22 protein-coding genes are annotated in these 22,360 nt (G+C 65.5%); 12 read left to right on the top strand and 10 right to left on the bottom strand.

Annotation, left to right across the window (positions count from 1 at the left end; genetic code table 11):
• Positions 1 to 25: 25 nt before the first annotated feature.
• The gene (locus AC1DVR_RS01490; protein ID WP_477998747.1) at positions 26 to 724 is read right to left on the bottom strand and encodes a DUF599 domain-containing protein; all 699 of its coding nucleotides are present in this window, start codon (positions 722 to 724) and stop codon (positions 26 to 28) included.
• 82 nt (positions 725 to 806) lie between these two features.
• Here AC1DVR_RS01490 and AC1DVR_RS01485 point away from each other — a divergent pair, with 82 nt between their 5' ends.
• The 7 genes from AC1DVR_RS01485 (at position 807) to AC1DVR_RS01455 (ending at position 8,544) form a co-directional block, all read left to right on the top strand.
• Entirely contained in the window at positions 807 to 2,237 is a 1,431-nt protein-coding gene (locus AC1DVR_RS01485) for an FAD-linked oxidase C-terminal domain-containing protein (protein ID WP_477998746.1), read from the top strand.
• A 66-nt stretch (positions 2,238 to 2,303) separates the two neighbouring features.
• On the top strand, positions 2,304 to 3,392 hold the full coding sequence (locus AC1DVR_RS01480; RefSeq protein ID WP_477998745.1) for an FAD-binding protein: 1,089 nt from the start codon (positions 2,304 to 2,306) through the stop codon (positions 3,390 to 3,392).
• Positions 3,392 to 4,717 (top strand): glycolate oxidase subunit GlcF, encoded by a 1,326-nt coding sequence (gene glcF, locus AC1DVR_RS01475; RefSeq protein ID WP_477998744.1) that lies wholly within the window; start codon positions 3,392 to 3,394, stop codon positions 4,715 to 4,717. Before AC1DVR_RS01480 ends, glcF begins: the two co-directional genes overlap by 1 nt.
• A 33-nt stretch (positions 4,718 to 4,750) precedes the next feature.
• Positions 4,751 to 5,563 (top strand): trypsin-like serine peptidase, encoded by an 813-nt coding sequence (locus tag AC1DVR_RS01470; RefSeq protein ID WP_477998743.1) that lies wholly within the window; start codon positions 4,751 to 4,753, stop codon positions 5,561 to 5,563.
• Positions 5,564 to 5,910: 347 nt separating this feature from the next.
• The gene (locus AC1DVR_RS01465) at positions 5,911 to 6,516 is read left to right on the top strand and encodes an outer membrane protein (protein WP_477998742.1); all 606 of its coding nucleotides are present in this window, start codon (positions 5,911 to 5,913) and stop codon (positions 6,514 to 6,516) included.
• Positions 6,517 to 6,693: 177 nt separating this feature from the next.
• Positions 6,694 to 7,188 (top strand): Hsp20 family protein, encoded by a 495-nt coding sequence (locus AC1DVR_RS01460; RefSeq protein WP_477998741.1) that lies wholly within the window; start codon positions 6,694 to 6,696, stop codon positions 7,186 to 7,188.
• Positions 7,189 to 7,296: 108 nt separating this feature from the next.
• A complete protein-coding gene (locus AC1DVR_RS01455; RefSeq protein WP_477998740.1) occupies positions 7,297 to 8,544 on the top strand; it encodes a trans-sulfuration enzyme family protein in 1,248 nt (415 codons plus the stop codon).
• Between the two features lie 209 nt (positions 8,545 to 8,753).
• Here the strand turns inward: AC1DVR_RS01455 and AC1DVR_RS01450 are convergent, their stop codons facing one another.
• Together AC1DVR_RS01450 and AC1DVR_RS01445 are read right to left on the bottom strand one after the other, a co-directional pair.
• On the bottom strand, positions 8,754 to 9,320 hold the full coding sequence (locus tag AC1DVR_RS01450; RefSeq protein ID WP_477998739.1) for a peptidoglycan-binding domain-containing protein: 567 nt from the start codon (positions 9,318 to 9,320) through the stop codon (positions 8,754 to 8,756).
• A 392-nt stretch (positions 9,321 to 9,712) separates the two neighbouring features.
• Positions 9,713 to 11,191, bottom strand: a complete 1,479-nt coding sequence (locus AC1DVR_RS01445) for an NAD-dependent succinate-semialdehyde dehydrogenase (protein ID WP_477998738.1) — start codon at positions 11,189 to 11,191, stop codon at positions 9,713 to 9,715.
• A gap of 117 nt (positions 11,192 to 11,308) precedes the next feature.
• On the opposite strand from AC1DVR_RS01445, the gene AC1DVR_RS01440 reads away from it, so the two are divergent.
• A complete protein-coding gene (locus AC1DVR_RS01440; RefSeq protein ID WP_477998737.1) occupies positions 11,309 to 12,091 on the top strand; it encodes an alpha/beta hydrolase in 783 nt (260 codons plus the stop codon).
• A 34-nt stretch (positions 12,092 to 12,125) separates the two neighbouring features.
• On the opposite strand, the gene AC1DVR_RS01435 is transcribed toward AC1DVR_RS01440, so the two are convergent.
• The gene (locus AC1DVR_RS01435) at positions 12,126 to 13,328 is read right to left on the bottom strand and encodes a winged helix-turn-helix domain-containing protein (protein WP_477998875.1); all 1,203 of its coding nucleotides are present in this window, start codon (positions 13,326 to 13,328) and stop codon (positions 12,126 to 12,128) included.
• A 148-nt stretch (positions 13,329 to 13,476) separates the two neighbouring features.
• On the opposite strand from AC1DVR_RS01435, the gene AC1DVR_RS01430 reads away from it, so the two are divergent.
• Positions 13,477 to 14,088 (top strand): EF-hand domain-containing protein, encoded by a 612-nt coding sequence (locus AC1DVR_RS01430; RefSeq protein WP_477998736.1) that lies wholly within the window; start codon positions 13,477 to 13,479, stop codon positions 14,086 to 14,088.
• Here the strand turns inward: AC1DVR_RS01430 and AC1DVR_RS01425 are convergent.
• The 3 genes from AC1DVR_RS01425 to AC1DVR_RS01415 all read right to left on the bottom strand — a co-directional run bounded on the left by AC1DVR_RS01425 (position 14,085) and on the right by AC1DVR_RS01415 (position 17,097).
• Positions 14,085 to 15,122: a fatty acid desaturase gene (locus AC1DVR_RS01425; protein WP_477998735.1), complete on the bottom strand. Its 1,038-nt coding sequence runs from the start codon at positions 15,120 to 15,122 to the stop codon at positions 14,085 to 14,087. The genes AC1DVR_RS01430 and AC1DVR_RS01425 overlap by 4 nt on opposite strands.
• A gap of 124 nt (positions 15,123 to 15,246) precedes the next feature.
• On the bottom strand, positions 15,247 to 16,440 hold the full coding sequence (gene rlmN / locus AC1DVR_RS01420; RefSeq protein WP_477998734.1) for a dual-specificity RNA methyltransferase RlmN: 1,194 nt from the start codon (positions 16,438 to 16,440) through the stop codon (positions 15,247 to 15,249).
• Positions 16,441 to 16,575: 135 nt separating this feature from the next.
• A complete protein-coding gene (locus AC1DVR_RS01415) occupies positions 16,576 to 17,097 on the bottom strand; it encodes an invasion associated locus B family protein (protein WP_477998733.1) in 522 nt (173 codons plus the stop codon).
• 159 nt (positions 17,098 to 17,256) lie between these two features.
• Here AC1DVR_RS01415 and AC1DVR_RS01410 point away from each other — a divergent pair, with 159 nt between their 5' ends.
• Positions 17,257 to 18,264, top strand: a complete 1,008-nt coding sequence (locus AC1DVR_RS01410; protein ID WP_477998732.1) for an asparaginase — start codon at positions 17,257 to 17,259, stop codon at positions 18,262 to 18,264.
• Between the two features lie 305 nt (positions 18,265 to 18,569).
• Complete coding sequence (locus tag AC1DVR_RS01405) at positions 18,570 to 18,917, top strand: DUF2794 domain-containing protein (protein ID WP_477998731.1); 348 nt, start codon at positions 18,570 to 18,572, stop codon at positions 18,915 to 18,917.
• A gap of 5 nt (positions 18,918 to 18,922) precedes the next feature.
• Here the strand turns inward: AC1DVR_RS01405 and AC1DVR_RS01400 are convergent, their stop codons facing one another.
• Genes AC1DVR_RS01400 through AC1DVR_RS01390 form a run of 3 tightly spaced genes read right to left on the bottom strand, consistent with a single transcriptional unit; the run spans position 18,923 to position 21,558 of the window.
• The gene (locus tag AC1DVR_RS01400) at positions 18,923 to 19,735 is read right to left on the bottom strand and encodes a C40 family peptidase (protein WP_477998730.1); all 813 of its coding nucleotides are present in this window, start codon (positions 19,733 to 19,735) and stop codon (positions 18,923 to 18,925) included.
• A 1-nt stretch (position 19,736) separates the two neighbouring features.
• Positions 19,737 to 21,116, bottom strand: coding sequence for a leucyl aminopeptidase family protein (locus AC1DVR_RS01395; protein WP_477998729.1), 1,380 nt, complete (start codon positions 21,114 to 21,116; stop codon positions 19,737 to 19,739).
• Positions 21,117 to 21,168: 52 nt separating this feature from the next.
• On the bottom strand, positions 21,169 to 21,558 hold the full coding sequence (locus AC1DVR_RS01390) for a hypothetical protein (protein WP_477998728.1): 390 nt from the start codon (positions 21,556 to 21,558) through the stop codon (positions 21,169 to 21,171).
• A gap of 154 nt (positions 21,559 to 21,712) precedes the next feature.
• Here AC1DVR_RS01390 and AC1DVR_RS01385 point away from each other — a divergent pair, with 154 nt between their 5' ends.
• A complete protein-coding gene (locus AC1DVR_RS01385; protein WP_477998727.1) occupies positions 21,713 to 22,360 on the top strand; it encodes a carbonic anhydrase in 648 nt (215 codons plus the stop codon).

Genomic DNA, 22,360 nt, shown 5'->3' with positions numbered 1-22,360 from the left:
TAGGCCGGAGACTTCGTTCCCAGGCCTACTCGATCTTTTCCATCATCACGGCACGGGAATGGCTGGCAAACTCGCGCCGCAGCTGGACACCGCCGGTCAGCAGCACGGCGAGGATCAGCGCCCTTGGCCCGATCAGCCAGGCCAGCCCGGCCAGGGCGAAATAGACCGAGTTCAGCCCGCGGTTGAAGCTTTTGGCGGCGGTGATGTTGATCTCGGCGGTCTGGGCGGCGCGCGGCAGGGCGGTGTGCTTGGTGTGGTCATTGGGCACCGCCGCCAGCATGATCGCGCAATAGCCGAAGAGGCGATGGGACCAGACGAATTTCAGCAAGGCGTTGGACATCAGCCCGATCACGACGATCAGCTTGATGCGGATCTGGCTGACATCGGCCCCGATGGTCAGGTCATGCGCCAGCCCCTGCAGGGTCGTCACATTGCCGATTAGCGCCAGCCCGCCGCCGATGGCGATCATCGAGCCGGAGACGAAAAACGCCGTGCCCTGGCGCAGGCTGTCCATCAGGGAAATGTCGAAGATGCGCGGCGTGCGGGTCAGAAACTCCACCATCCAGCGGCGGCGGAAATCCTTCATCAGGACCGTCACCGAAACTCGCCAGGCCGGCGGATGTTCGGCCACATAGCCGGTGCCCAGCCAAACCGCCATCAGCAGCCCGAAAGCCACCGTGTCGAGGCCGGTGAATGTGGTCTCAAGGGTCGCAAGAAGATTCATGCCGGCAACCCTAGCGTGACGCGCAGCGCCTTGCCAGAGGGGATGCAGGCTCGTAACCTCGCGCAAAGGGGAGGCCTTGCCCATGGATATGCCATTGCCCGATCAGGCCGTGCTGTCGGCCCGTGACCGGATCATTTCGCGCCTGCGCGGGGTGCTCCCCGCCGGCGTGATCTCGGACCCGGCGGAGACGCTGGCCTATGAATGCGACGCGCTGAGCGCCTATCGCTGCGCGCCTTTGGCCGTGGTGCTGCCGCGCACGACGGCGGAGGTTTCGGCCCTGCTGCGGCTGTGCTGCGAGCTTGGGGTGAAGGTCGTGCCGCGCGGTTCGGGCACCAGTCTGGCGGGCGGGGCCCTGCCGACGGCGGATTGCGTGGTGCTGGGTGTGGCGCGGATGAATGGCGTTCTGGAGACCGATTACGAGAACCGCTTCATCCGGGTGCAGACCGGGCGCACCAACCTCGCCGTGACGGCAGCGGTCGAGGCGGATGGCTGGTTTTACGCGCCCGACCCGTCAAGCCAGCTCGCCTGCGCCATCGCCGGCAATATCGCGATGAACTCCGGCGGTGCGCATTGCCTGAAATACGGGGTGACGACCAACAACCTGCTGGGCGTGACCATGGTCCTGATGACGGGCGAGGTGGTGGAGATCGGCGGGCCGTGGAATGACGCCTGCGGGCTGGACCTGCTGGGCGTGATTTGCGGGTCGGAAGGGCAGCTTGGCATCGTCACCGAAGCCACCCTGCGCATCCTGCCCAAGCCCGAAGGCGCAAGGCCGGTGCTGATGGGCTTTGGCTCGAACGAGGTCGCCGGGGAATGCGTGGCCGACATCATCCGCGCCGGGCTGTTGCCCGTGGCGATCGAGTTCATGGACCGCCCCTGCATCCGCGCCTGCGAGGATTTCGCCAAGGCGGGCTACCCCGATTGCGAGGCGTTGTTGATCATCGAGGTCGAGGGCAGCCCGCCCGAGATCGACGCCCAGCTGGCCCGCATCAAGGAAATCGCCCAGCGCCACAACCCGACCGCCTACCGCGAAAGCGGCTCGGAAGAGGAATCGAAACGGATCTGGCTGGGGCGCAAGTCGGCCTTTGGCGCGGTGGGCAATCTGGGGGATTACATGTGTCTGGATGGCACGATCCCGGTCTCGGAACTGCCCCTGGTCTTGCGGCGGATTGCCGAGATGTCGAAGGCGGTGGGCCTGTCGGTCGCCAATGTCTTCCATGCCGGCGATGGCAACATGCATCCTTTGATCATCTACAACGCCAACAAGCCGGGCGATCTGGCTTTGTGCGAGGCTTTGGGCGCGGATATCCTGAAGCTTTGCGTCGAGGTGGGCGGTTGCCTGACCGGGGAACATGGCGTGGGGATTGAAAAGCGCGATCTGATGCATGTGCAGTTTACGCCTGCCGATATGGAGGCGCAGCTGCGGGTGAAGGACGTGTTTGACCCGGCCTGGCTGTTGAACCCGGCCAAGGTGTTCCCCTTGGACACCACCGCCAGCCGGCGCGCGGGCTGACAGCGCCGGAGGGTTTCACACCCTCCGGACCTCCCGTGGGATATTTATGGACCAATGAAAGACAAGATGCAGCCGAGAGATGAAGCTGAACTGAGCGAGATGGTGCGGGCTGCCGCCGGGCCTCTGTCCCTGCGCGGAGGCGGGACAAGGGGTGTGGCTTTCGGGCCGGGTGAGGTTCTGGAAACCTCGCGTCTGGCCGGGGTGCGGCTTTATGAGCCGGGGGCGCTGACGCTGGTCGTGGGCGCGGGGACGCCGGTGGCGGAGGTTTCGGCGCTGTTGGCGGGCGAGCGGCAGCGGCTGGCCTTTGAAGTGCCCAATTTGCAGCAGGCTTTGGGGCGCGCGGGCGTCTCCACCATCGGCGGGGTGGCGGCGGTCAATGCGGCGGGGCCGCGGCGGGTGCAGGCGGGATCGGCGCGCGATCACATGCTGGGCGTGCGCTTTGTCGACGGGCGCGGCACGGTGATCAAATCGGGCGGGCGGGTGATGAAGAATGTGACCGGGCTGGATCTGGTCAAGCTGCTGGCCGGGTCGCATGGCACTTTGGGCGTGATGAGCGAGGTCGCCTTCAAGGTGCAGGCTATGCCCGAGACCGAAGTGACCCTGCGCGCCGAAGGGTTGGGGGTGACGGCGGGGCTGGCCATGCTGCGCAAGGCGCTCGGCTCGCCTTTTGAGGTTTCGGGGGCGGCGCAGGGGGATTTCGGCACCTTGCTGCGGATCGAGGGGCTGGAAGCCTCGGTCCGGCATCGGGCGGCGGCGTTGCGCGGGCTGTTGGGCGGCGATTGGGCCGAGGTCGCGGGGCAGGATCTGTGGGCGCGGCTGCGGGATGGCGGCGGCGTCAGTGGCGATGCCTTGTGGCGGATTTCCTGCAAGCCGACGGCGGCGGAGGCGGTGGTCTCGGCTCTGGCTGGAACCTCGCATCAGGCGGCTTATGACTGGGGCGGCGGGCTGATCTGGCTGGGCGTCAGCGGGCTGGCCGATGGCGGGGCGGCGCGGATCCGGGGGGCTTTGGCGGGGGTTGGCCATGCCACCCTCATGCGGGGCCCAAGCGGGGTTGCGGTCTTTCATCCGGAGGCGCCGGGGGTTGTGGCCCTGTCGCGCGCGCTTCGGGCCAGATTTGATCCCAGAGGGATTTTGAACGCAGGGATCATGGACTGATGCAGACCTTTTTCACCGAAGCCCAGCTGGCCGACCCGACCCTGGCCGAAGCCAACAAGATCCTGCGGACCTGTGTCCATTGCGGCATGTGCACCGCGACCTGCCCGACCTATCAGGTGCTGGGAGACGAGCTCGACAGTCCGCGCGGGCGGATCTACCTGATCAAGGAGATGCTGGAAAGCGGGCGGCCGGCCGATGCCAAGACCGTCAAGCACATCGACCGGTGTCTTTCGTGCCTTGCCTGCACCACCACCTGCCCCTCGGGCGTGGATTATGCCCATCTGATCGACATGGGCCGCGCGCATATCGACCTGACCTACAAGCGCCCGCTGATGGACCGCTTCCTGCGCCGGGTGCTGGTCATGGTGATGCCCTATCCGCGCCGCTTCCGGCTGGCGCTGTTCGGCGCGCGTCTGGCGCGGCCCTTTGCCCGGCTGATGCCCGATGCGCGGCTGAAGGCGATGCTGAAGCTGGCGCCGAAGACCCTGCCGCCGGTCAGCCGCAACGACGATGCGCAGGTCTTTCCGGCAGAGGGCCCGCGGCGGATGCGGGTCGCCTTGATGACCGGCTGCGTCCAGAAGGCGCTGGATACCGAGATCAACGATGCGACGATCCGCCTTCTGACCCGGCTGGGTGCCGAGGTCGTGGTGCCGCGCAACATGGGCTGCTGCGGCGGGCTGCCGCTCCATATGGGCAAGGAGGCCACCGCCCTGCCCTTCGCCCGCAGCATGGTCAAGGCCGTGATGGCCGAGGACCGGCGCGAGGCTTTGGACGCCCTGGTCATCAACACCTCGGGCTGCGGGACGACCTTGAAGGATTACGGGCATCTGCTGGCCCGGGATGCCCTGGCGGGAGATGCGGCCAAAGTGGCCGGATTGACCAAGGATATCAGTGAAGTGCTGACCACGTTGGGCCTGCCTGCATCCAAGCCCATGGGCTTGTCGGTGGCCTATCACGCGGCCTGTTCGCTGCAACACGGGCAGAAGATCAAGACCCTGCCGAAGGACCTGCTGAAGGCGGCGGGCTTTACGGTGAGCGAGCCTTTGGACAGCCATCTGTGCTGCGGCTCGGCCGGGACTTACAACATCCTGCAGCCGGAGATTTCGGGCGAATTGCGCACACGCAAGGTGGCGAGCCTGATGGCGAAAAAGCCCGATGTGATCGCGGCGGGCAACCTCGGCTGCATGATCCAGATCGGGCAGGAGGCCGGGGTGCCGGTGGTGCATACGGTCTCCTTGCTCGATTGGGCGACCGGCGGCCCGGTTCCTGCCGCACTGCAACAGACCCGACTGCGACAAACCAGCGCCGCAATGATGCCCAGCTGAAGGGTTAGGACCGCCGTGAACCCCGGAGGTCCCATGCTGCGTCTGATTGCCCTTTTCTGCCTGATCGCCCTGCCCTTGCGGGCGCAGGAGACGCCCTTGGTCAAGCTGCAGACCCTGAATGACAGCCGGGGCTGGGAGGCGGTGGGCAAGCTCGTCCTCGGCGACCGCGGCTTTTGCACCGGGGCGCTGATTGCGCCGCAGCTGGTGCTGACGGCGGCGCATTGCCTGTTCGACAAGGAAAGCGGCGCAAGGCTCGACCCGGGCCAGATCAAGTTCCTCGCCGGCTGGCGCAATGGAAGGGCCGAGGCCTATCGTGGCGTCAAGCAGGCTGTGGCGCATCCGGATTACGTCTATGGCGGGTCGGACAGTCTGGACCGCGTGGCCGATGACGTGGCCCTGATCGAGCTGGATCAGCCGATCCTGACCCCCTCGGTCCGGCCCTTTGCAATTGCCGAGACGCCGAACACCGGGGATATGATCGGGGTGGTGTCCTATGGGCAGGGGCGGGCCGACAACCCCTCGCTGCAACAGGAATGCAGCGTGATGGACAAGCAGACCGGGATTCTGGTGCTGACCTGCGATGTCGATTTCGGCTCCTCCGGCGCGCCGGTGTTCCAGATGAAGGATGGCGTGGCGCGGGTGGTCTCGGTCATCTCGGCCAAGGCCGAGGTCGAGGGGAAACGGGTCGCCCTCGGCTCGGCGCTGCAGATCCCGATGGCCCTGCTGATGGACACGCTGAAGACCGCCGACAGCGGACGCGGCGACGTGGCCCATGTGCAGATCCTGTCGGGCGGGCTTGGCGGCGGGGCCAAGTTCATCAAGCCGAAGGCCGTACCGGCGCCCTGAGGGCGGATTGGCGTGGGCTGCGATCCGACGACTCTCGTTTTTCCCTCCGAGGGCGGTACGGCTGCGCTGGGTCTTTGACGCCACTGCCAGCGGAAGCGCATGTTTCTGCACGGCGCCTCGTCGCGTAAAATCTGGGAGTCAAATCTGGGTGATGCCCCTGGAACGGCCATAAATGGCCTGATCTTTCCGTTGCTTGGCCAGTTCCAGCCGAGATTTTCCCGGTTTTGACAGCCTCAAGATCTCGTGTCCGGCGCGGGGCTGGTCCGGGCGCCACGCCCGTCCCAGGGTCAGGGGCAGCATCGACGTTCGATGCCGAAAAAGTCGGGAAAAGCCCCTGGAGGCAGAAAATGAAGCATACCGCAGTCTTGGCCCTCGCTCTTCTTGCAACCCCGTTCGCCGCCATGGCGGGCGGCCCCGCAGCACCGACCATCGAGCCGACGGTCGCGGCCCCGGTGCCGGTGGCGCCGCCACCGCAGGCCGTCGACTGGACCGGCTACTACACCGGGCTTTCGCTGGGCCATGGCAAATCCTACGCCAATGTTTCGGGGCAGGATGGCACCCTTGGCATCGGCGGCGTGAACCTTGGCTACCGGAAGGATCTGGGCCAAGTCGTCATCGGTGGCGAACTCAGCTATGACAAGGACAATTTCCGCACCTCTGGCAATTCCAACAGCGCCTTCAAGAATACCACCGCGCTCAAGATGATCGTCGGCACCAATCTGGGCCGCACGCTGGTCTATGGCACGGTCGGGCTGGCGCAGTCGGATGCCACGGTGGCGGGCACAAGCGGCTCGGACCATGGCTATACCGCGGGGATCGGCGCCGACTATGCGCTGAACCAGCAATGGACCGTCGGCGGCGAACTTTCCACCGACCGGTACAACAACTTCGACAACACCGGAATCGACCTTAAGAACACGGCGGTGAAGGTGAAGATCGGCTACCGGTTCTGAGCGGAAGGCGGGCGCGGCCGGTCCGGGCAGACCCGACCGGCCGCGCGCAGGCGGGTGCCTTGAAATCCTCGACAGGGTTTCCCACATGAGACCTGTGCCGGATGCCACAAGGGTCCGGCCAGAAACCGCCCGTCCCCAAGGGGAGGGCAAATCTCGTGTCGCTCCAAGGAGGATGCCATGCAAGCTTTTGATTTCGCTCCGCTCTACCGTGCCACCGTCGGCTTTGACCGTGTGGCCAATCTGCTTGACCGTGCCCGGTCGGCCGATGTCGCCCAGCCGAGCTATCCGCCCTACAACATCGAAAAGACCGCCGAAGATGCCTATCGCATCTCGGTCGCCGTGGCGGGCTTCACGCCCGAGGAACTGACGGTCGAGGTCAAGGAAGGCGGCCTCTTCGTCTCGGCCAAGCGCACGGCTGAGACTGCCCCCAAGACCTATCTGCACCGCGGCATCGCCACCCGGGCCTTTGAACGCCGCTTCACGCTGGCCGATCATGTCCGTGTGACCGGGGCCACCCATGAACATGGGATGTTGCACATCGACCTCGTCCGCGAGACCCCCGAAGCGCTGAAACCGCGCCGGATCGAGATTGGCCGCGGCGCCGATGCGACCGAGGTCAAGGCGCTGGAGGGCACCACGGTTGAGGCAGCACCCCAGACGCTGAACTCCTGATCCTCTGATCATCTTCGACAAGGCCCCGGGCAAGTCCCGGGGCCTTTGTTTTGCCGCTGGACGCAAGGCGCGCGCTGGGCGAAGACGGGGCAATTCAGGAGGATGCCCATGGAACTGCACGCCCAGCCTTTGCCGCCCAGCCCGACCCCTGATGCGCCCACCCCGCTGCGCCCGGCCACCGCCGCCCTTGATGGCGGCCTGCGGCCCGATCCGGTCACCGGGGCGATCCAGCCCAATATCTCGATGTCGGTCAACAACCTCTTCAATCCGGGCGGCGCGGGCTTCTCGGCCGAGGGGGCGGACCTGACCGCCCTGCCCTATCTTTACGCCCGCTGGACCAACCCGACCGTCCGCGATCTGGAACGCCGGCTTTGTGCGCTGGAGGGGGCGGAGGATGCGCTCGCCACCGCCACTGGAGTGGCTGCGATCGCCGCGACCTTCCTTGCCCTGTTGAAATCGGGCGACCATCTGATCATCTCGGACGTCTGCTATGCCGGCGCTTACGAGCTTGCCAACCGCATCCTGCCCGGCTTTGGCATCGAGGTGACTCCCGTCAACCTGTCGGATCTCGCGCAGCTGAAAGCGGCGATCCGGCCCAACACGCGGCTGATCCATGCCGAAAGCCCCTGCAACCCCTTGCTGCGGCTGACCGATCTGGCGGGACTTGCCGCCATTGCGAAAGCGCATGGCATCCTGACCTCGGTCGACAGCACGCTGGCCACGCCTGTGATCACAAGGCCGCTGGCCTTGGGGGTCGATCTGGTGATCCATTCGCTGACCAAGTTCATCAACGGCCATGGCGATGCCCTGGGCGGAGCGGTGATCGGGCGGCAGGAAGTAATCTCGAAGATCCGGGCGCAGAGCGGGGTCTATCTTGGCGCCACCCTGTCGGCGCAGAATGCCTGGCTGATCCTGCGCGGCATCGACACGCTCTTCCCCCGGCTGCGCACCGCCTCGGCCAATGCGCTGCAGGTCGCGCGGTATCTTGAGGCGCATCCGGCGGTGCAGAAGGTCACCTACCCGGGCCTTCCCAGCCATCCGCAATTCGATCTGGCGCAGCGCCAGATGGACCTGCCCGGCGGCATGCTGACCTTTCAGGTCGCCGACCCCGAGGCCACCTCGCACCGCATGGCCGCCAGGTTCCGCGTCATCCATTATGCCTTTTCGCTCGGCCATCAACGTTCGATCTGCGTGCTGATCCCCACTGCGGAGATTCAGGCCTCGACCTACCGGATGGCGGGGCCGGCGCTGGAGGATTACCGCCGGTTTGCCGGGGATGGCGTGTTCCGCCTCTCGGTCGGGCTGGAAGACCCGGAGGATCTGACCGAGGATCTCGCTCGCGCGCTGGATCGGTAGGATGGGCAATTTGCCCATCTTCGGGGCCTGAACGGGGCGGCGCAGATAAAAAAAGCAGGCGGGGGGGCGCCCGCCTGCTTCGGATACTGAAAATGGATTTTCGGGAACCCTGCTCGATGGTCTCTTGTCCCGGAAAGTTGGTCGTCGCGGAAAGCTGACGTCTCGGAAAATCTGGTCGCTCCGGGGCCGCAGGACCCCGGGGCGGAAGGTCAGCCGATCAGCGCGTCGAACAGGCCATAGGCGCCGCCGCGGCTTTGCAGCAGATTGGCCTTGCCCGAACGGCTGGCATAGGCGGCAATCGCGTTATAGGTGCCCGGGCCAAAGGCGCCATCGAGGCTGCCGTTGTAGTAGCCGTAGTTCGACAGCGTGGCCTGGATCCGGATCCGCTCGTTGCGCGAGTAGGAGTTGAAGGCCTGCGCCCCCGGGGTCGAATAGATGCTTTGCTGGTAGGTCGGCTGGTAATAGGTCGGCTGGCGATAGACCGGGGCCGGTTGGTAATAGGTCGGCTGACGGTAAACCGGCGCGGGCTGGTAATAGGTCGGCTGGCGGTAGACCGGGCGATAATCGTCGCGGTAGACCGGCTGGTCACGGTCCCGGTTGCGGTGGTTGGACTGCTGGATCACCGATCCGATGATCACCGCGGCCAGGGCACCCTTGGCGAAATCCTGTTCGCGCTGGCCCCAAGCCAGAGCCGGAACCGCCGAGGTGGCCAGAAGCGAAACTGCAACAGTCGCGGCGATCAATTTGTTCTTCATGTTCGACATTACGGGCAGCATGTCATTTCCTTTCAGCGTGCTGTTGGCATTGCCCCGGACCCATGCCGTTGGCGTTTGCCTTGGACCAAGAGATGGCCCTTAAACGCAGGCTAGGCAAGATCAGCTCCCTGCTATCGGATATCAATGGCCTACAACCGGTATAATACATTGGTATTAAACGCTTTTCATAATCCTTCCGTGCCCCGCGCCACAGCACCTTTTCAGGGAAATCATCCGGCGGAAGGGCCCGGGATTCGCCGGATTTGCCTGCCACCTCCGGGCCTCATCCACAGGTATAGGGGCGCCGGGGTTGAAAACCGGGCGCGACTCAGGTCTGGCGATGAAGGGGGGGGCAGGTCATTGACCTGTGGCGCCCGGGCAAGGTCAAACCTCGCCCGGGGCAGAAGAGGTCATCAGACCGACAGGCAGATGTACTTCATTTCCATGTAGTCTTCGATGCCGTGATGGCTGCCCTCGCGGCCAAGGCCGGATTGCTTGACGCCGCCGAAGGGCGCGACCTCGGTCGAGATCAGGCCGGTGTTCACGCCGACCATGCCGTATTCCAGCTGCTCTTGCACCCGGGTGATCCGGCCGATGTCGCGGGAATAGAAGTAGGAAGCCAGGCCAAAGATCGTGTCATTGGCGCGGGCGATGATCTCTTCCTCGGTGTCGAACTTGAACAGCGGGGCAAGCGGGCCGAAGGTCTCTTCGGTGGCAACCTTGGCGGTGGGCAGGACGCCGGTCACCACGGTCGGTTCAAAGAAGGTGCCGCCGAGGGCATGGCGCTTGCCGCCGGTGATGATCTTGCCGCCAGAGGCCACAACATCGGCGATATGCTCTTCGACCTTCTCGACCGCTTCTTCGTTGATCAAGGGCCCCGTGGTGGTGCCCGCCGTCAGACCGTCGCCGATCGCCAGCTTGTTGACCGCCGCCGCCAGCTTGTCGGCAAAGGCGTCATAGACCCCGGCCTGCACATAGATCCGGTTGGCACAGACGCAGGTCTGGCCGTTGTTGCGGAACTTCGAGATCATCGCGCCTTCGACGGCCTTGTCGAGGTCGGCATCGTCGAACACGATGAAGGGCGCGTTGCCGCCCAGCTCCATCGAGCATTTCAGCACCTGCTGCGAGGCCTGACGCAGAAGGATCCGCCCCACCTCGGTCGAGCCGGTGAAGGTCAGCTTGCGGATCGCCGGGTTCTCGCAGAACTCCTTGCCGATCTCGGAAGCGCGGCTGGAGGTGATGACTGAGAAGACACCGGCCGGAACCCCGGCGCGTTCGGCCAGAACCGCCAAAGCGATCGCCGACAGCGGGGTTTCCGAGGCCGGGCGGCAGACAAAGCCACAGCCGGCGGCCAGCGCAGGGGCGACCTTGCGGGCGATCATCGCGTTGGGGAAGTTCCACGGCGTGATCGAGGCGGCGACCCCGATCGGCTGCTTGATCACCGTGATGCGCTTGTCGCGCTGGTGGCCGGGGATCGTCTCGCCATAGATGCGCTTGGCCTCTTCGCCGAACCATTCGATATAGGAGGCACCGTAAGCGACCTCGCCCTTGGCCTCGGCCACCGGCTTGCCCTGTTCGGCGGTCAGGATCACGCCAAGGTCATCCTGATTTGCCATGCAAAGGTCGAACCACTTGCGCAGCACGGCGGCGCGTTCCTTGCCGGTCTGGGCGGCCCAGCCCCGGCGCGCCGTGTCGGCGGCAGCGATGGCGCGGGCGGCATCGGCGCGGGTCATGTCGGGCACCCGGGCGATCACGTCGCCCCGCGCCGGGTTGGTCACGTCAAAGGTCGCGCCATCGGCCGCTTCCACCCATTCCCCGGCGATATAGGCCTTGTTGGGAAGCAGGGATGGGTCTTTGAGTAGGGCGCGCAGATCGGTTACGGAATCGAGCATAAGTGGGCCTCCATGACTCGTTTGCCTTGTGAGGATTGCAATGGCGCAGGGCTGGGGAAAAGTCCAGTTCCGGGCTGGGGTCTGGACTTAAGCTTTGCGCAGAACTGGAGGAGTGGAATGCAGGATTTCGAAGCCGCCTATCAGATCGGCGCCTATATCGACGGCGGCAGCGCCTATCCCCCCCGCTGGCGCGCCGAGGCCGAGGCCTTCCGGCAGGCGCTCGGCGCCCGGGCACAACTGGGCCTGCCCTATGGCGCGGCGCGGCGGCAGCGGTTCGACCTGTTCCTGCCCGAGGGCGCTCCTCACGGTCTTCTGGTCTTTGTCCACGGCGGCTACTGGATGAGCTTTGGCCGCGAGGACTGGTCGCATCTGGCCGCAGGCGCGCTGGCGCGGGGCTGGGCCTGTGCCATGCCCTCTTACACCCTCGCCCCCGAGGCACGGATTGCGCAGATGACGGGCGAGGTCGCCGAAAGCCTGCGCGCCGCTTCGGCGTTGGTGGCGGGGCCTGTGGTCGTCACCGGACATTCCGCCGGCGGGCATCTCGCGGCGCGGATGGGCTGCGCCGATCTGGACCTGCCTGAGGTGCTGCGGGTGGTGCCGATCTCCCCCCTGTCGGACCTTGCCCCCCTGCAGCAGACCGAAAAGCAGGCGACCCTGCATCTGGACGCGGCTGAGGTCGCAAGCGAAAGCCCGGCACGATTGAACCTTCGCCGCGGCTGCGAGGCCCATGTCTGGGTCGGCGGGCAGGAGCGCCCGGCTTTCCTCTGGCAGGCGCGCACCCTGTCCGAGGTCTGGGATTGCCCCTGGACCGTCGCCTCTGGCCGCCACCACTACGACGTGATCGACGATCTGGCCGACCCGGACAGCGCTCTGATCGCGGCCTGCCTCAAGGGGCTCTGACGCGCCCCATTCATTCTGGCTCAAATATCCACTCTTACGCCAGCGTCTCGCGCTGCCAGCCGTCGGTAAATTCCACCCGGTCACAACCGGCAAAGCGGGCGAGGCGGTCCAGCTCGGCCTCCAGCCGTTGCAGGCGGCCAGTGCCCATCGAGACACCCTGCTCCGGCCAGAAGGCGCGGATGCGCAGGGTGGATTGGTCGCGGTGCGCCTTGGCGTCGATCCGGCCGATCAGGCGGGCGCCTTCCAGCACCGGAAAGACGTAATAGCCATATTTGCGCTGCGGTTCGGGGACGAAAACCTCGATCCGGTAGTGGAAGCCAAACAGGTGCAAGGCCCGGTCGCGGTCGCGCAAGGCCGGGTCGAAGGGCGACAGGATGCGCAACCGGCCGGGCGGTTCGGGGGCATTGGCCGCCGCCACCAGCACATCGGGCCGCGCCAGGCTGCGCTTGCGGCTGCCATCGGCGCCTTCGACCTCGACCGGCACGACCTCGCCCTTTTGCAGGGCGGCTTGCGCCCAGGCCTTGGCCTCCTCCACCGTGATCATATGCCAATAGGCGCGCAACTCGCTGGAGTCGGCAAAGCCCAGGCGGTCGAGCGCCGCATTGCAGGACCAGTCGACCATGCTGGCGCGGTCGCCCTTTGGCGGGTGGTGCACCTCGGGAATGACGCGGTGCGACAGGTCATAGACCTTGCGGAAGCTTTCGCGCCGGGTGATGGCGAGCTTGCCGGTCCGCCACAGCCATTCCAGCGCGGTTTTCGACGGGTGCCAATCCCACCAGCCGCCCTTGCCGCGCACCTCGCCCTCGCCCACGTCGGAGGTGGTCAGCGGGCCTTCTTCCTCGATCCGGCGCAGGATGGTGTCGAACTGCGCCTCATAGCCCTCGCGGAACCATTTCTGCCAGTTGCCATGCAGGCGCGTCGCATCGCGTTCGAAGCGGTGATGCCAATGGCCATGCAGGTGGATCGGCAGGATCGAGGCATCATGGGTCCAGTGTTCCCACATCAGCCGGTCCTTCTCGATCAGCCGATGCAGCGCCTCGGGCTTGTAGGAGGCGCGGCGCGCGAAGAGGATCATGTGATGCGCGCGTTCGACCGTGTTGATGCTGTCGACCTGGACAAAGCCGATCCGGTCGATCAGCGCGGCCAGCGCCGCGCCAGAGGCCGGGCCGCTGGGCGGCTCTCCCAAAGCGTGACGGTCGAGGAACAGGCGGCGAGCGGCGGGGTTGGGAAGCAGGATCATGGGGGCGAGGCTAGCAGGCGGCAGGGGCAGGGCCAAGCAGATCTGCGGGCCGTCTGGGCGGACCGCTGAAGGATCTACTTTCGCCATAGTTGTGTCAAAATGGCTTGGCAGACCGGGGGATGTATCATTGCAAAGGTTTTGCCCGATGAATTTCCGCCGTCTTGTTGCAGCCCTCGCCACCTGCGCTGCTTTGCCCGCATTTGCCCCGGCGCTGGCCGAAACGCCCGCCGCCGACCCCGCGGCAGACCTCGCCGCCATCACGGCAAAGGCCGCCGCGGACCGCAACCTGCAGGTCTGGCTGCAACAGATGCTGCAGTACAAATCGCGCCCGAACGAGGCGCGGATGATGCTGGACCAGCAGATGTTCCAGTTCGATGGCATGGGCCGGACGCCCGGCGATGTGCCGTTCAACTACCGGACGCTGGCGCAGGTGCTGGTCGCACAGCAGCGGGCGCAGTACCTTGGCCAGATCCTGACGGCCGATCTGAACAACGATGGCCAGATCACCATGCAGGAGATCAAGGACGCCCTCAGAGTGCGCCAGATCCAGGGCGCGGCGGAGGCGTTCTTTTCGTCAGACGCGAACAACGACTCGGTGCTGGCGCCGGAGGAGATCCGCGCGGCCGCCGACCGTCAGGTCAGCTTGCAGCAGGGCCGCGCCCAGCGCGGCAATCCGGCCCAATTGTTCGACTTTGACGACGACGGCATCATGACCCCGGCCGAGCATGACCGGGGCATGGCGGCCTTGGGCCTTTAGGCCGACCCGTAAATCTGGCGCATCTCGCGGAAGGACATCAGGCGCTGGGTCTTCTCGTCCCAAAGCTTCAGCTTCACGCAGGCAAGGCTTTCGCGGATCGTCAGCTTCTGCGCCTGGGCGAGGTCCTTGTGATCACGCAGAACCTCCGTCAGGCGGTAGAAGGGGATGCGACTGTAAAGGTGGTGCACATGATGCACGCCGATGTTGCCGGTCAGCCATTGCAGGGGCTGCGGCAGCTGGTAGTGCGAGGAGCCTTCCAGCGCTGCGTCATGGATCTGCCAGTCTTCATCCTTCGCCCAATGGGTCTCTTCGAACTGGTGCTGGACGTAGAAAAGCCAGACCCCGATCGTCGCCCCGATCACCGAGGTCGGGATATAGATGAGCAGCAAGGGCATCAGCCCGCCGAGCCAGAGGATCAGCGCCACGATGATCGCGATCAGCGCATTGGTCCCCATGGCCGAGGTCCAGTAACGCCAGCCCGATTTCATCAGGCCCATCGGCAGACGGTTCTGCAGGATGAACAGATAGCTCGGCCCCAGCACGAACAGCACCAGGGGATGGCGGTAAAGCCGGTACATCAGCCGGCCCCAGCGGCTGCGGGCGCGGTATTCCTCGACCGTCAGGGTCAGCACATCGCCGATGCCGCGGCGGTCCAGGTTGCCGTGCTGCGCATGGTGAACGGCATGGGTGCGCTTCCAGACGTCATAGGGTGTCAGGGTCAGCACGCCCAAGGCCCGGCCCAGCCAATCCGAAACGGTGCGGTTGGTGAAATAGGAGGCATGGCCGCAATCGTGCTGGATGATGAAGATCCGCACCAGAAAGCCGCCGTTCAGCATCGCAATGGCCAGCGACAGCCAGGGCGACACCTCCATCGCGGCCCAGGCGAGCGCCCAGAGCATCAGGAAGGGCACCAGGGTCACGAACAGCTCGAAGATGCTGCGTCGGGTCGAGGGCTCGCGGTAGCGCGCCAAAGTCACCACCCATTTGCGGGCGGCGTCCTGTCGCGCCTTTGCGACGGCAAGGTCAATTGTCATGCAGGGGCCCATGTTGAGAGGCGCAGAGGGAAGGCAGAACCAAATTTCAGCTTCCGCTCATAGGGTCCGGGACTCAAGCCCGGGCTGGTCAGCATAATGAACGCTTTGCCCGCATCGGGAAAGCCTATTCCGCTGCAGGTGCGGCACGCTGCGCCGATTTGCGCAGTTTTTCACTCGCGGACTTCAATTGCCCGCAGGCGGCCATGATATCCTCACCGCGCGGGGTGCGGATCGGCGAGGCGTAGCCGGCGTTGTGGATGATGTCGGCGAAAGCATGGATGCGGTTCCCGGAGGAGCGTTTGTACGGTGCGCCGGGCCATTCGTTGAAGGGGATCAGGTTCACCTTGGCGGGGATGCCCTTGAGCAGTTCAACCAGACGCAGCGCGTCTTCCTTGCTGTCGTTCACATGGTCCAGCATCACATATTCAAAGGTGATGCGTTCCGAGTTCGACAGGCCGGGATAGGCGCGCAGCGCCTCCAAGAGGGTCTCGATGTTCCATTTCTTGTTGATCGGCACCAGCTTGTCGCGCACCTCGTCGGTGGTGGCGTGGAAGGAGATGGCCAGAAGGCAGCCGATTTCCGTGGCGGTGCGGGCGATCTCGGGCACGACACCCGAGGTCGAGAGCGTGATGCGGCGGCGGCCAAGGCCGATGCCTTCATCGTCCATCACGATCTTCATCGCGTCGCGCACGTTGTCGAAGTTGTACAGGGGCTCGCCCATGCCCATCAGCACGACGTTGGAAACCAGACGCACCTCGGGCTTGGGTTCGCCCTTGACCGGCCATTCGCCCAGATCGTCGCGCGCCAGCATGACCTGGCCGACGATCTCCGCCGCCGTCAGGTTGCGCACCAGCTTTTGCGTGCCGGTGTGGCAGAAGGAACAGGTCAGCGTGCAACCGACCTGGGAGGAGATGCAAAGCGTGCCGCGGTCGGTTTCGGGGATATAGACCACCTCGACCTCATGCCCGCCCTGGATCCGCACCAGATATTTGCGGGTGCCGTCTTCCGAAAGCTGACGGGTCACGACCTCGGGCAGTTCGATGCAGAAGTTTTCGGTGAGCATGACGCGGAAGTCCTTGGCGAGATTGCTCATCGCCATGAAGTCGCGCAGGCCCCAGTAATAGACCCATTGCCAGACCTGCCCCACCCGCATCTTGGCCTGCTTCTCGGGCGTGCCCGCCGCAATCAGCGCCGCGCGCAGCTCGTCACGGGTCAGACCGACGATATTGGTCTTGCCACCCGCAGCCAGCTTGCGCGGGATGGTCAGGAGGTCCTGAACAAGAGGGGCTTGGGTGATGGGCGTCTGGGCTGTGGTCATGGGTCTGGCTCCTGAAGCGGTGCATATAGGCGCTGCCGCTGCAAAAGAAAACAGCTGTGGTTGCTGATGCACCACAAGCTGTCCGAAATTGTCTGGGCCAGACCCTCGCGCCCCGCAACCGGGGCGCTCCAGGGCTTATTTGCAGCGGCTGGAGGCCTCGGCCATCGCGGCCGTGAAGCCGGAGAGGCTGAAGGTGTCCTTGGTCTGGGTGCCCTTGCCGGAATGCGCGGTCAGCGTGGCGGTCGAGCCCTTTTGCAGCGCGGCCATCAGCTTGGCGTCGTCATCGGCGCTGGACCAGGCCCATTCGCCCTTGGTCGACAGCTTGAACGTGGTGCCGTCGATGGTGACATCGACCGTGGATTTGTCGGCAAAGGTATAGCCGCCGGTGAAGGAGGTCTCGCCCAGCGGTTTGCCCGGGCGGAAGGTCACGAACAGCATCACGTCGCTGCGCTTGACCGAGACCGGCTTGCCGTCGCGGGTGTTCACGCTTTCCTTGGGCTTGGAGACGCCCCAGCATTCCTTCGGGCTGCCTTCGGCGAAAACGCTCCACGCCGTCTTGCTGGCCACCAGATTGTCAGAGGTCGCCTGTGCGTTCACCGCACCCGCCGTCAGAACCAGGGCAGCGCCGAATCCGGCACGCATCATCCAGTTTGTCATATCGTAAGCCTCCAGAAGCCTCTGCCCGCCCGGCCCCCTTGATCGGGGTTTTTCCTGTGGCGCGGGCCACATTCACTCGATATCCCATATGTAACCGATAATGTCCGTTCCGCGAAAGCCCCATGGGCAGTTTTTCGCCCAGACGTGAAGGAGAATGCGATGGGAAAGACGAACCAGCAGGCGCAGACCATGGTGGAAACCTGGCGCGGCGGGCTTTTGGAGAGCTATCACGCCGGCCACGCGGTGATCTGCGACGAGAAGGGCCAGATCATCGAGGCCTGGGGCAACCCCGAAGAGGTGATCTTCCCGCGCTCCTCCTGCAAGATGGTGCAGGCGCTGCCATTGATGGAAAGCGGCTGCGCCGATCAGGTCGGGCTGACCGAGGCGCAACTGGCCTTTGCCTGCGCCAGCCACTGGGGCCAGGCCCTGCATGTCAAGATGGCCGCCGCCTGGCTGGAAGGCCTCGGCATGGGCGAGGCCGACCTGCGCTGCGGATCACATGAACCGACCGACAAGATCGAGCGTGACCGCCTGATCCGCGCCGGGGAAAGCCCGTGCCAGTATCACAACAACTGTTCGGGCAAGCATTCGGGCTTCCTGACGATGAACCGCCATATCAAGGGCGGGCCGGAATATGTCGAGCATGACCATCCCCTGCAGGTGATGATCAAGCAGGCTTTCGAAGAGGTCACCGGCGAGACGAGCCCGGGCTGGGGCGTCGACGGCTGTTCGGCGCCGAACTTTGCCACCTCGGTCCACGGGCTGGCGCGGGCGATGGGGCGGTTTGCCGGCGCCACGGGCGAAGGCGACGGGCGCGACCGGGCGATGTTCCGCCTGACCAAAGCGATGGCGAAATATCCCGAACTGGTGGCAGGCGACACCTCGACCGATACGGAACTGATGCGCGCCATGGGCGGCAAGGTCACGATCAAGGGCGGCGCCGAGGCGGTCCATGTGGCGATCCTGCCCGAGTTGAAGCGCGGCATCGCAATCAAGATCGTCGATGGCGGGGCGCGGGCCTCGGATGCGGTGATGACGGCTTTGCTGATCCGGCTCGGGGCCTTGGACGCGGGGCATCCGGCGGTGGCAAAGCGGCTCAATACCGTGCAGAAAAACTGGCGCGGGATCGAGACCGGCACTTTGCAACTGGCGCCGGGCTTCCTGTAAGCTTCTGGAAGATGGGCATATTGCCCATCCTACCGGCCAGCGGATGCGCGAAGGCCCCCGGCGTTCTGCCGAGGGCCTTTTGCAGGACAGTCACCGACGGACCGGGCTTGGTGGGGGCTACAACCCGAGCCCGCCGGCTTCTGCGTTTCGTGCAACGGGTCTAGCGCCGAATCATGGCGGCTCCGCGACGGCAGTCGGGCGGGGCGGCGGTCATTTCGCGGCGGAAACGGGGCACGATTGGGCTGCCCTCGCGTGTCGCGGCGACTGGGCCTTGATTTGTGACGATGCGGCGGTAGACTTGCCCCATGACGGTTCTGACACCGACCCCTTTCCCGCATCCCGAACGCCCGCCCGAGCAGGTTTGTTTCGACCGCCGCGAGTTCGGCCAGATCTTCACTCTTTATGGCCGGATGGTCGCGATGGGCGAGTGGCGCGACTATGCCCTGGCCACCCTGCGTGACAGCGCGATCTTTTCGATCTTCCGCCGCACCGCCGAGATGCCCCTGTACCGCGTGGAAAAGCGCCCCGCCCTGCGCGGCAAGCAGGGGATGTATTCGGTTGTCGCCATGGACGGCCGCATCCTGCGGCGCGGGCATGACCTGACGCAGGTGCTGCGCGTGCTGGAGCCGAAGGCCGTCAGGCCGATCGACTGACCGCCTTACAGCCGGCGATGGCTGCGCAGGGGATGGCCTTCCTGCGCCTCGATCCGGGTGATGGCCTGAGCGATGCCTTCGTAGGCCACAGACATGCTATGGCCATTGGCGTGGATCAGCTTTTCGCCGTCCACCGCCATGGCGACATGGCCGGGCCAGAACAGAAGATCGCCCCGCCGGAACTCGCCCTGCACCACCGCGCCGGCCTTTTCCTGCAGGTCGGCGTCGCCGCCGATCGTCACCCCGCAGGCATGAAAGGCGATCTGGCAGAGGCCGGAACAATCGAGACCCGCCCTTGCATTGCCGCCCCAGAGATAGGGCGAATGCAGGAAGCTCTCTGCCACGGCGACCGGATCAGACAACGTTTGCCCAAGCGGCAGAAGGTGGCTCATCGGGACAAAGCCCTGCGTCGTCTGGGCATATTTGCCGCTTTGCCCCAGGACCGACAGCCGCGCGCCCATCGGCAGCGCCGCAATCTCGCGCGAGGCGGAGCGCGGCTCGGGGTAAAGATGGGTGCCGGGCGAGGCGACCCAATGGGTCAGCGGCGGCGCCTCTTCCAGCATCGCCTCGGGCAGCCAGCCGCAATAGCCATCCTTGGCGGCAAAGCCGAAGGCATGACCCTGATCGCGGTCAATCACGGTGAAATCCTCGCCGAGCCAAAGCTGACGCTCCCGCGCGCCGAAGGGTTCGCGCAAGAGGTCGGCGAGGGGGACGGCGACCTGGCGCAGCTGCCCCTCGGTATATTCCGGCGCCTCGACCACACCGCGAAGCGAGACATGGGCCACGCGGGCCGTGGCGGGGGTGAGGCGGCGGTCCATCCTACAGCCCCAGAAGCGCGGGAAGGGCGTTCAGCACCGCCCGTGCGCCCTGCCCCACGCCGCCCTTGGGCCGCGCCGGCAGGTCCGAGGGGGTATGGGCATAGATGTCGAAATGCAGATAGCGCGGGTTATCCACAAAGCGCCGCAGGAACAGCGCCGCCGTGCCCGAGCCGGCAAAGCCCCAGCCCGGCGCATTGTCGAGATCGGCGATGCCCGGCTCGATCACCACCTCGTAGGGATCGTGGAAGGGCAGGCGCCAGACCGGATCGAAACCCGCAAGCGCGCCCGCTTCCAAAGCCGCCACGACGCCCATGTCATTGCAGTAATAGGGGGCCAGATCCGGCCCCACCGCCACCCGCGCCGCGCCGGTCAGGGTGGCCATCGACAGGATCATGTCCGAAGGCTCCTCCTCGGCCCAGGCCAGGGCATCGCCGAGGACCAGGCGGCCTTCGGCATCGGTATCGTTAACCTCGACCGTCAGGCCCTTGCGCGAGGTCAGGATATCCTTCGGGCGCAAGGCATTGCCGGAAATGGAATTTTCCACCGCAGGCACGATGACGCGCAGCTGCAGGGGCAGGTTCAGCGTCATGATCATATGGGCCAGGCCCAGCACCGTGGCCGCGCCGCCCATGTCTTTCTTCATCAGGTTCATCCCCGAGGAGGGCTTGATGTTCAGCCCGCCGGTGTCGAAACACACGCCCTTGCCAACCAGCGTCAGCTTCGGCCCGACGCTGCCCCAGTGCATCTGCATGATGCGCGGCGCCCGGGTCGAGGCGCGGCCGACGGCATGGACCATGGGGAAATTCTGCGCCAGCAGGTCGTCACCGCGCACCACGGTGGTGCTGGCGCCGAAACGGGTGGCAAGGGCGGTGAAGGCGGCCTCAAGCTCCGCCGGGCCCATGTCGGAGGCGGGGGTGTTGACCAGATCGCGGGTCAGAAACTCGCCCTCGGCCATGGCGAGCATCCGGGCGCCGTCCACACCTTCGGGCAGGCGCAGCAGGGCGGGGGCGGTGGGCGTTTTGCTGGGGCGGTAGCGGTCGAAACGGTAGGATTGCAGGAGCCAGGCCAGAACCGCCTCATCGCGCTGCGCGGGGGAAAGGTTGCCCGCCAAAGCCCAGTTGCCCGCAGGCAGCCCGGCAATCGCCTTGGCCAGACCGAAGCGCAGCCGCGCGCGGGCCTTTGCACTGCCGAGCCCCGCCACGGCAGAGATACCCTCCGCGCCCGGGATCAGGCGCAGATCGCCCAAAGACGCCTCGAACCCGGTGCTCACAAGCCAATCCCTCGACGGATGGGCATCGCGGAAGGCGGGCCAATCGTCGGCGCTGACGACGGTCAGGGTTTGAAAGGGCGCAGCGGGGTCGGCAAAGCGGACTTCGGTCATGGCATTCTCCTGTGCCGTGACCCTAGCTTTTCCGCGCCGGGCTGCAAGAGGTCTAGCCTTGGGTGAGCCCCAACATCCCGCGATCCGCCGCCAGTGAGCGTTCGGCCACCCGCAAGAGCCTTGCCCAGACGGCGGCAAAGGCGGTGACATCGCTGCGTTCGATACAGGCGCGCACGTCGTCGGCGATCAGGCCCAGGCTGACCATGCCGAGGTTCTCGCTCATCCGTTGCAGGCGGCGCAGCTGGCGGGCCATATTCGCCAGATCGTGCGCCTGGACCTGGGCTGCCAGTCCCGACATGGTCACCGCCAGTTCGGTCAGGGCCCGCGTCACCACCTGCTCCGCCGAGGTCGTACCAAGGTTGCGATAGATCGTTGCAATCGGCTCGGCGTCTTGGCGCACCCGGTCATTGGGGCGCAAGGCCACCACATTTGCCATAGTCATTTCCCACACTCCTCAGTCACCCAAGGCCATCCTGCACCGTCTTGCTGAAGAAATAGTTCCCCGCACCCGAAAGGCGAGGCGGATAGTCGCTACGAATCCTCTCGAATTTGCTGCGATTGCAAACTATGGTCAGCCGACCACGAAGGAGCCTCGCATGGACCAAGCCCGCCCCCTGCCGACCTATCTCGTGAGCCGCTTTCACGGCTGGCGCGCCACGACCTATCAGGAAAACCGCGCCTGGTATCGCCGCTTGGCCGAAGGGGGCCAGCATCCGCGCGCCATGGTGATTTCCTGCTGCGACAGCCGGGTCCATGTCACCTCGATCTTCGGGGCGGACGAGGGGGAGTTCTTCATCCACCGCAACGTGGCCAATCTGGTGCCGCCCTACAACCCGGACGGCGAATATCACGGCACTTCGGCGGCGGTCGAATATGCCGTCACCTCGCTGGGGGTCGCGCATATCGTCGTGCTGGGCCATTCGAACTGCGGCGGTGTGAAGGGCTGCCACGACATGTGTTCCGGCCTTGCGCCGCAGCTGGAGGAGAAATCCTCCTTCGTCGGCCGCTGGATGGACATCCTGCGCCCCGGCTATCAGCGCATCGCCGGCCTGCCCGAGGGCGAGCGTGTGCCCGCGCTGGAACGTCAGGCGGTGCTGGTCAGCCTGGAAAACCTGATCACCTTCCCCTTCGTCCGCGAGGCTGTCGCCAATGACATGCTGACCCTGCATGGGCTTTGGAACAACACCGGCGAGGGTGCGCTGGAGCAATATGACCCCGCCAAGGGTGGCTTCGTTCCGGTCTGA

The organism is Rhodobacter sp. P2_H5, from assembly GCF_056403335.1.
The sequence above is the reverse complement of the archived record's forward strand: the minus strand, read 5'-3'. Positions and strand labels throughout refer to the sequence as shown.

What these genes read in the sequence shown, in the direction of transcription:
- rlmN (WP_477998734.1), bottom strand. Translation starts at nt 16,440, where the DNA reads ATGACCACAGCCCAGACGCCCATCACCCAAGCCCCTCTTGTTCAGGAC.
- AC1DVR_RS01415 (WP_477998733.1), bottom strand. Translation starts at nt 17,097, where the DNA reads ATGACAAACTGGATGATGCGTGCCGGATTCGGCGCTGCCCTGGTTCTG.
- glcF (WP_477998744.1), top strand. Translation starts at nt 3,392, where the DNA reads ATGCAGACCTTTTTCACCGAAGCCCAGCTGGCCGACCCGACCCTGGCC.
- AC1DVR_RS01390 (WP_477998728.1), bottom strand. Translation starts at nt 21,558, where the DNA reads ATGACTATGGCAAATGTGGTGGCCTTGCGCCCCAATGACCGGGTGCGC.
- AC1DVR_RS01490 (WP_477998747.1), bottom strand. Translation starts at nt 724, where the DNA reads ATGAATCTTCTTGCGACCCTTGAGACCACATTCACCGGCCTCGACACG.
- AC1DVR_RS01395 (WP_477998729.1), bottom strand. Translation starts at nt 21,116, where the DNA reads ATGACCGAAGTCCGCTTTGCCGACCCCGCTGCGCCCTTTCAAACCCTG.
- AC1DVR_RS01455 (WP_477998740.1), top strand. Translation starts at nt 7,297, where the DNA reads ATGGAACTGCACGCCCAGCCTTTGCCGCCCAGCCCGACCCCTGATGCG.
- AC1DVR_RS01385 (WP_477998727.1), top strand. Translation starts at nt 21,713, where the DNA reads ATGGACCAAGCCCGCCCCCTGCCGACCTATCTCGTGAGCCGCTTTCAC.
- AC1DVR_RS01445 (WP_477998738.1), bottom strand. Translation starts at nt 11,191, where the DNA reads ATGCTCGATTCCGTAACCGATCTGCGCGCCCTACTCAAAGACCCATCC.
- AC1DVR_RS01450 (WP_477998739.1), bottom strand. Translation starts at nt 9,320, where the DNA reads ATGCTGCCCGTAATGTCGAACATGAAGAACAAATTGATCGCCGCGACT.
- AC1DVR_RS01410 (WP_477998732.1), top strand. Translation starts at nt 17,257, where the DNA reads ATGGGAAAGACGAACCAGCAGGCGCAGACCATGGTGGAAACCTGGCGC.
- AC1DVR_RS01430 (WP_477998736.1), top strand. Translation starts at nt 13,477, where the DNA reads ATGAATTTCCGCCGTCTTGTTGCAGCCCTCGCCACCTGCGCTGCTTTG.
- AC1DVR_RS01440 (WP_477998737.1), top strand. Translation starts at nt 11,309, where the DNA reads ATGCAGGATTTCGAAGCCGCCTATCAGATCGGCGCCTATATCGACGGC.
- AC1DVR_RS01405 (WP_477998731.1), top strand. Translation starts at nt 18,570, where the DNA reads ATGACGGTTCTGACACCGACCCCTTTCCCGCATCCCGAACGCCCGCCC.
- AC1DVR_RS01425 (WP_477998735.1), bottom strand. Translation starts at nt 15,122, where the DNA reads ATGACAATTGACCTTGCCGTCGCAAAGGCGCGACAGGACGCCGCCCGC.
- AC1DVR_RS01485 (WP_477998746.1), top strand. Translation starts at nt 807, where the DNA reads ATGGATATGCCATTGCCCGATCAGGCCGTGCTGTCGGCCCGTGACCGG.
- AC1DVR_RS01465 (WP_477998742.1), top strand. Translation starts at nt 5,911, where the DNA reads ATGAAGCATACCGCAGTCTTGGCCCTCGCTCTTCTTGCAACCCCGTTC.
- AC1DVR_RS01470 (WP_477998743.1), top strand. Translation starts at nt 4,751, where the DNA reads ATGCTGCGTCTGATTGCCCTTTTCTGCCTGATCGCCCTGCCCTTGCGG.
- AC1DVR_RS01460 (WP_477998741.1), top strand. Translation starts at nt 6,694, where the DNA reads ATGCAAGCTTTTGATTTCGCTCCGCTCTACCGTGCCACCGTCGGCTTT.
- AC1DVR_RS01480 (WP_477998745.1), top strand. Translation starts at nt 2,304, where the DNA reads ATGCAGCCGAGAGATGAAGCTGAACTGAGCGAGATGGTGCGGGCTGCC.
- AC1DVR_RS01400 (WP_477998730.1), bottom strand. Translation starts at nt 19,735, where the DNA reads ATGGACCGCCGCCTCACCCCCGCCACGGCCCGCGTGGCCCATGTCTCG.